General features: G+C 47.8%; 7 protein-coding genes. 3 read left to right on the top strand and 4 right to left on the bottom strand.

Annotated features, from left to right (window positions below; genetic code table 11):
- From K6C05_RS04530 to tsaA, 3 genes are all read right to left on the bottom strand, one after another.
- A partial coding sequence (locus K6C05_RS04530; RefSeq protein WP_296731778.1) for a branched-chain amino acid transport system II carrier protein occupies positions 1-128 on the bottom strand: 128 nt, incomplete at its 3' end.
- 116 nt (positions 129-244) lie between these two features.
- The gene (locus tag K6C05_RS04525; protein ID WP_296731777.1) at positions 245-1,537 is read right to left on the bottom strand and encodes a hypothetical protein; all 1,293 of its coding nucleotides are present in this window, start codon (positions 1,535-1,537) and stop codon (positions 245-247) included.
- Positions 1,538-1,654: 117 nt separating this feature from the next.
- Positions 1,655-2,347 carry a tRNA (N6-threonylcarbamoyladenosine(37)-N6)-methyltransferase TrmO gene (tsaA, locus tag K6C05_RS04520; protein ID WP_296731774.1) on the bottom strand — a complete coding sequence of 231 codons (693 nt, stop codon included), beginning with the start codon at positions 2,345-2,347 and terminating at the stop codon, positions 1,655-1,657.
- A gap of 187 nt (positions 2,348-2,534) precedes the next feature.
- Here tsaA and K6C05_RS04515 point away from each other — a divergent pair, with 187 nt between their 5' ends.
- Positions 2,535-4,592, top strand: coding sequence for a methyl-accepting chemotaxis protein (locus K6C05_RS04515; protein ID WP_296731771.1), 2,058 nt, complete (start codon positions 2,535-2,537; stop codon positions 4,590-4,592).
- Between the two features lie 95 nt (positions 4,593-4,687).
- On the top strand, positions 4,688-5,194 hold the full coding sequence (locus K6C05_RS04510; RefSeq protein WP_296731769.1) for a hypothetical protein: 507 nt from the start codon (positions 4,688-4,690) through the stop codon (positions 5,192-5,194).
- Between the two features lie 193 nt (positions 5,195-5,387).
- On the opposite strand, the gene K6C05_RS04505 is transcribed toward K6C05_RS04510, so the two are convergent.
- A complete protein-coding gene (locus tag K6C05_RS04505; RefSeq protein ID WP_296731768.1) occupies positions 5,388-5,816 on the bottom strand; it encodes a hypothetical protein in 429 nt (142 codons plus the stop codon).
- Positions 5,817-5,946: 130 nt separating this feature from the next.
- Here K6C05_RS04505 and K6C05_RS04500 point away from each other — a divergent pair.
- The coding region (locus K6C05_RS04500; RefSeq protein WP_296731765.1) for a peptidoglycan recognition family protein at positions 5,947-6,485 on the top strand (539 nt) is incomplete at its 3' end.

Genomic DNA, 6,485 nt, shown 5'->3' with positions numbered 1-6,485 from the left:
ACCGGGAAAATGATATTTCCTGCGCCAAAGAACATGCCAAAGAGCATGCTGGCAACAAACAGATAATTCTTCCAACTTAATTTTTCGCTCAATTTAACAGCCTCCTGAATAATTTTTGTTTTATTCACAGCAGTAAAAATATTACCACTGCAATAAAGCTCTGTCAATAAATTCTACAAGAGCAAAAAAAGGAACACAACCCCGTGAGAGACTGTGTTCCACACTATTACCAAAATGCCCGTCCTTAGAACTGAGCACTGAGCTGGGCACGATAATAATTGCCATTATCGGCACCGGTACTCTTTTTCTTCATCCTGAATTCCCCGAACAGATCAAACATCAGGTTGCGGGCTATGGTGTAATGTAAGCTCAGACCGTAACCGGTATTGTCATTATGAGGAATCAGTACGCTGCTGCCTGCCTTGGCAACATTGAATTTATCAACATTAATATAGTAAGCCTTCATGCCAAAGCTATGCGGCTGACTGTAGCTGGCCTTTTTCCAGGAAAGCACTGCCACCTTGCCATCATGGCGCTGAGTGTCATCAAGACCTGAATTGCGGGAATAATCCACAGACAGTGACCATGTTTTATCAAAATTATGAGTAAAGCCAAAGCCCAACAGATTATAATCCCTTGGACTGCTGTCCCCACCAGTCTCCCTCAGATGCCATACATTGAAATTATCATTTTTGGTAGGTGCATAATTCAGCTTGGCAAAGTAATTGCGTTCGATTTTGGAAGCAGTGGTTCCCAAGGAATCAGTCCCACTGGCGCCGGTCACTGCACCGGTAGCATTGTTGACCACAAACTTGTCTCCCGTCGGATCATTTGCAGCACCCCAGTCACCAAAGCCCAGACTCATTTTTAGCTTGCCCAGGCAGGTGGCGAATTCCACGCCATCATACATGCCATAAGTCCATTCCCCTGACCAGTAGCCGGTAGTACCAAAGCTATGACCAAAACGACCGATCTTCAGTGTCGTGTCCTTCCGGCCGCCAATCCCCGAAATCAGGAAATAGGCGTTATCAAACTTATTGAAGCTCTCCTTGCTGGAGCTTTGTGTCACCACTCCGTTTTTCCCGATTGTATAGGAGCTTCCGGTTACCCCGGTAGGATTCTCATTCATCATCACATCACGGAATACGAACTTCAGATTTTCAGTAATCGGCTTTTCACCCTTCAACCGGACACGATAGGTATAGCTCGCCCCATTGGAATTGTGGTCCAGCACTGCACGGGCCCTTATATCGCCGGAGAATTTCCAGGCCATGTCCTTGTCCTTCTTTACCTTGGCCTCATTGTCAGCAGTTGTCTTTTCCAGCTTTTCCACCTTGGTGTCAGCGGTCTCCTGCTTCTTTTCGGTCTGGTCCAGGCGAGTTTCCAGCCTGGCAATTCTGTCCATCAGCGCCTGGAACTCCGCCCTGGTCAAGGTAACAGAATCATCCTCCGCTGCCATGGCCGTGCCACAGGTACCCAGCATCAACATTGATGCGGATAGAACCGCTGCAGTTTTTTTCATTTTTGATGAAATCATTCACATCTCTCCAATATAAAAATTGTTATGGAAATACAATACAGTAAAATTACTGATTATGCAACAAAATAATATTAATCCAGTGACAGGAAATACCCTAAACCAAAATTCCTTTACCTATGACGGCAAATGAATTACTACATCTATCACCTTCAGCACCTTGTCCTTTACTGAAAACTTGATTTCCATTCCACCGAAAGGCATTCCATAAACCCGCTCCGGGTCATCGTGATACGAAGGCCGCGGGTCATTGGCCAGCACCCCGGTCAGGGCCTGACGCCGGTTTTCCGGAACCTTTTCCAGAAGTGCTTCAGGAAAATCTACCTCCAGCATCCGGTTCCAGCCACCGCTGCGAAAGCCCTCTGTGGCGTCAGGATGACTGTCCACATAAGGCAAATAAGGTTTTATATCCAATATGGGCGTGCCGTCCATCAGGTCAGCCCCACTGACTATCAGGACAGGACCTTCCCTGGAGATTTCCACCTTTTCCAGACGCACACTGGACAGGCCTATAGGGTTAGGCCTGAAAGGAGACCTGGTGGCAAATACCCCCACCCTTTGGTTCCCCCCCAAAACAGGTGGCCTTACAGTGGGTGACCAGCCTTCCCTGACCGCTTCGGAAAACTGCCATATCAGCCACAGGTGAGAAAAACCCTCTATCCCCCGCACAGCCTCAGGATTGCGGTACTCCGGATCAAAGACAAGCCGGCCCATCAGCTCTGACACAACACCGCTTTGCCTAGGAATACCAAACTTGCTGGGAAAATCCGTTCGCAAAATTCCTATTCTGTTTATTTTTATATTTTCCACAAATCATCATCTCCACAACCAATATATCACATGATATTCCATAATCATTTTTCAAGTCAATATACTGTGTATTCTGCCCTGATAAAGGTCCGTATCAAGCTAAAAAGGATTTTTGCCTTTTTTGGCGAATTTAATTTAAATAGAACATTATTTCATTAATATATAACTTATAGCAGGAGGTCATCCCATGTTTAAAAAATTTTTTTCAGGCAACACCCCAACTGCATCAGCAGCACCTGCACCACAAACCAATTCTTCCGTCCCACAGTCCAGCCATCCGGATATCAAGGTTGAGTATCTGTCCGCCGACGAGCTGAATTCCACAAGACTCACCCCGTTATTTGAAGTTGCCGGTGGTCCGGCTGTTGTTATAGGTTATGTTTCTCCTGACAATGATATGCATAAAGTATCCTCAGATATCAAAAAAATCATGCCACCTAACGCCAAGCTGATCCTGATGACCACCTCAGGGGAGCTCTGTCGTCCTGTGGGCAGCAAAACCCTCTACTGCGAAGCCAACGACCAGCGCCGGCGCGTATTACTGCAGGTATTCTCCCAGCGTATGATAGATGACAGCTACATCATGACCATCAACCTGGGCAGCGAGGACCTGCGTCAGGGCCGTGTTTCCATGAGCGTTGAAGACCGGGTAAGAAAAATGCAGCAGGAAATCGACCGGCATAAGGTACCATTCCGCATGAATGTAAACCACACCTTTGCCTTGATTTATGTAGACGGACTTTCCAATTCCGAATCTTTTGTAATGCAGGCCTTTTACCAAAACGGCATGTATCCGATTCCATTCATCGGGGGCAGCGCCGGTGGCCTGCTGGATTTCCAGCATACCTATATATACAATGACCAGGAGGTTCTGGAAAATGCCGCCGTGGTGCTTATAGTACACACCACCAAGAACTACCGCTATGGTATTTTGAAGACCCAGGCCGTGGAAAGAGTCGGCAAATACTTCAATGTTGTGAACGCCAATTCTGCCCTCCGCTATATTTCCACCGTGGAAAATTCCGACGGGACCACCATGCCGTTTATCGATGCCCTGAAAAATGAACTGGGCTGTTCCACTGTGGCTGAGCTAAACGACAAAATGCAGGAATACACCTTTGCTACCGATATAAAGGGGGAAAATTACATCCGCTCCATATCCGGCATTGATGAGGCCAATTACCGGGTTAATTTCTTCTGTGATATAGAGTCCGGAGAGCGGCTCTACCTGATGAAGAGAGTAGACCTGGAGGCCACACTGAAAAATGCCGTGCGGGAATTCAATCATGACAAGCCTGAGCCAATCGGTGCCATTCTCAACGACTGTATTCTCCGCCGTCTCTGCTATCCCGAGACCATCAAGCATGTGGACATGTTCTCCAACCTGCCGGCAGCCGGGTTCTCCAGCTTCGGCGAAATCAGTGGCCTGCATATGAACGAGACCCTGACGGCCATATTCTTTTACAACGAACCAAACGGCACCGCCTTCCATGACCAATACCTGGACTTCTTTGCCGGACATTATGCCGCCTGTCAGGAATTCTTCCTCAACCGCGTAATCCACCGTCAAAACCGCGTAGGTATACTCAAGGACCAGGTGCTTGACCTCTTTGATGAGTATCAGCAAAGTCTCCCATCCATCATCCATACCATCATGCAGATGTCCAAGGATGTGGACAGCGTAAAGGAATCCATGCAGAAGCTGTCCAACGGTATCAATGAACAGGGATCCTATTTCAACCAGCTCCTGGAGCGAAATTCCGAAATCACCCCTAAGCTCAAGCTGTTGAGCACCAGCACCGAGAAAATCAATGATGTCATGCAGATCATTACCGATATATCATCCCAGATAAACCTGCTGGCCCTGAACGCAGCCATTGAGGCAGCCCGTGCCGGAGAAGCAGGTCGGGGCTTCTCCGTTGTTGCCCAGGAGGTAGGCAAGCTGTCCAAGAGCACCCAGGAAAGCGTTCAGAGCTCCGACGATGCCATCCGCACCCTGGTTGATGATGTCACCGCCATTGACAAGATAATGGCCAAAAACAAGGAATTTGAAGACAAAATCCATGAATTCGACCGGCACTTCTCCAAGCAGGTAGCCTCAGTCCATGAAAGCCTGCAGCACAGTCTGGAACATATCAGCAAATCCTCAGGAGCCATCAAGGATCTGGACAAGGTAAATGCCACCGTCACCGAAAAGCTCAATACCCTGCAGCAGACCATCCGCAATATTGAACTTGGCATTTAGTGCAGAATTTGGCATATAGTTGATAATATGATAATATTCATGTAATCCTATTAAATTAAAATACCTTGTATTTTATCACGAAGGAGATGAAACTGATGAAAAAACTATATCTTATTATTACCCTTTTATGTCTTATGGTGCTTCCTGCAGGCAGTTGCTTTGCCCAGGACGAGGAAACAGGCTCAGGACACACTGTATCCGAAATAACCGATCAGCCTGCCCTGTACTATGAAGCATATCTTCACGAGGGAGACTGGAGCGGTCGCTGCACAGCCATGCAGTCTGCCGGTGACCCTTACGGCACCCAGACCATAGATGCTATCAGGATGCAGATTGACCTCAACAGATATCTGGATATTATATACCGTGTCCACAACAAGGAGGGCTGGACCCCTTGGGTAAAGAACAATGAACTTGCCGGTACCCCGGGAAAGGCCATAGACGGAATCGAAATTCGCCTTGAGGGAAGGGCCTCCATAATCTACGATGTATCCTATGCTGTCATGATTGATGGCAAGGGCTGGCAAAAATGGACCAAGGAAAAACAGACCGCCGGTGACCTGCAAAATGTAATTCGGGCCATCCGCATAAAAATCGAATAAACAAACATCCTGACGGGTTGGTGGCAAGGCACAAAGAAATTTGTCCACCAGCCCTTTTTATTGTCAAGGCCGGACAATAAATATCCCACCATCCCAGTACCGGGGATTTCCCCTTGCAAAAATTAAATAGAACTGATATTCTATTTATACAGCAAAGGAGATGTCAAAAATGGTACTATACCGTCCCCGCGCCTCATCCTACGATGAAGCCATGAAACAACTGAAAATATTTGACAACCTGCTGGAGGTAAACCGATACATTATCCAATTTCACAACCTGTATAACCTGCTGGACCAGAATTCCTTCGGACAGCTGCTGACACTGAGCCGTGATGAAAAGCATGATACCAGAAACGGCTGGCTCCACTCCAGATACATTTTTATGGGTAACATCCTGCTGGGAATCCTTGACGCCGAAACCCTCTTTTCCCTGAAAAAGCCCCAGCTCACCATATATGATGACTCCCAGGGAGGCCTCAGGTGTCAGTTCACACTCCTGGAGCAGAAATACAGTTTTTTCCTGGGCATGGACCAATGGACCAACAGCACCCAATGTCAGGGCTTCCGGCAGGACAACGCCCGTTGTCCAATATATCGAATGGATAATGTAGATATCACCCATACAGCCTTCACCCAGATACTATATGAGTTTATTGCCCGGCAGTCCCTTAAATTCGTACGCCGTCAAGCCCCTGAGCACAAGCAGTCATCGGGCTGAAACAAATTCTTTATCAGGAAAAGGAGTGACACTCTTGAAACTACGGCATATATATCTTTTGACCATACTCATTTCATGCCTTATCATTGGCACCATGACCGGATGCACCCAGGGCCAGGGCGTCCATGACCAATATACCGAAAACATTCCGGAAACCTCCTCTGTCCCTATGCCCCATATCCAGGACCGCCCGGTCATCAACACCCCACTGCGTGAGGAACTGATACGGGAATACACCCAGAAGCATTATGGAGAGGCCATCACAGAGATAGTTCCCCAGGCAGTAGTGATACACTGGACTGCCTCCGATTCAGCCGAGGGCACATATAAATGGTTTAACCGGGAAGAATATACCGACGGCACCCTCAATGTCTGTTCCCAGTTCCTGGTGGACAGGGACGGCACCATTTACCGGCTTACTCCGGAAACCTTTTTTTGCCGCCATATCATTGGCTATAACTGGTGCTCCATCGGCATAGAGAATGTGGGCGGCGTCAACGGAGCCGAAGACCTCACCCAGGAACAGGCGACAGCCAACATAGCTCTCATACGATATCTACACGCCAAATATCC

Source organism: Anaerovibrio sp. (assembly GCF_024697385.1).
Taxonomy (GTDB): domain Bacteria; phylum Bacillota; class Negativicutes; order Selenomonadales; family Selenomonadaceae; genus Anaerovibrio.
Note: the sequence above shows the minus strand (reverse complement) of the source record. Positions and strands in the feature narration are given on the sequence as shown.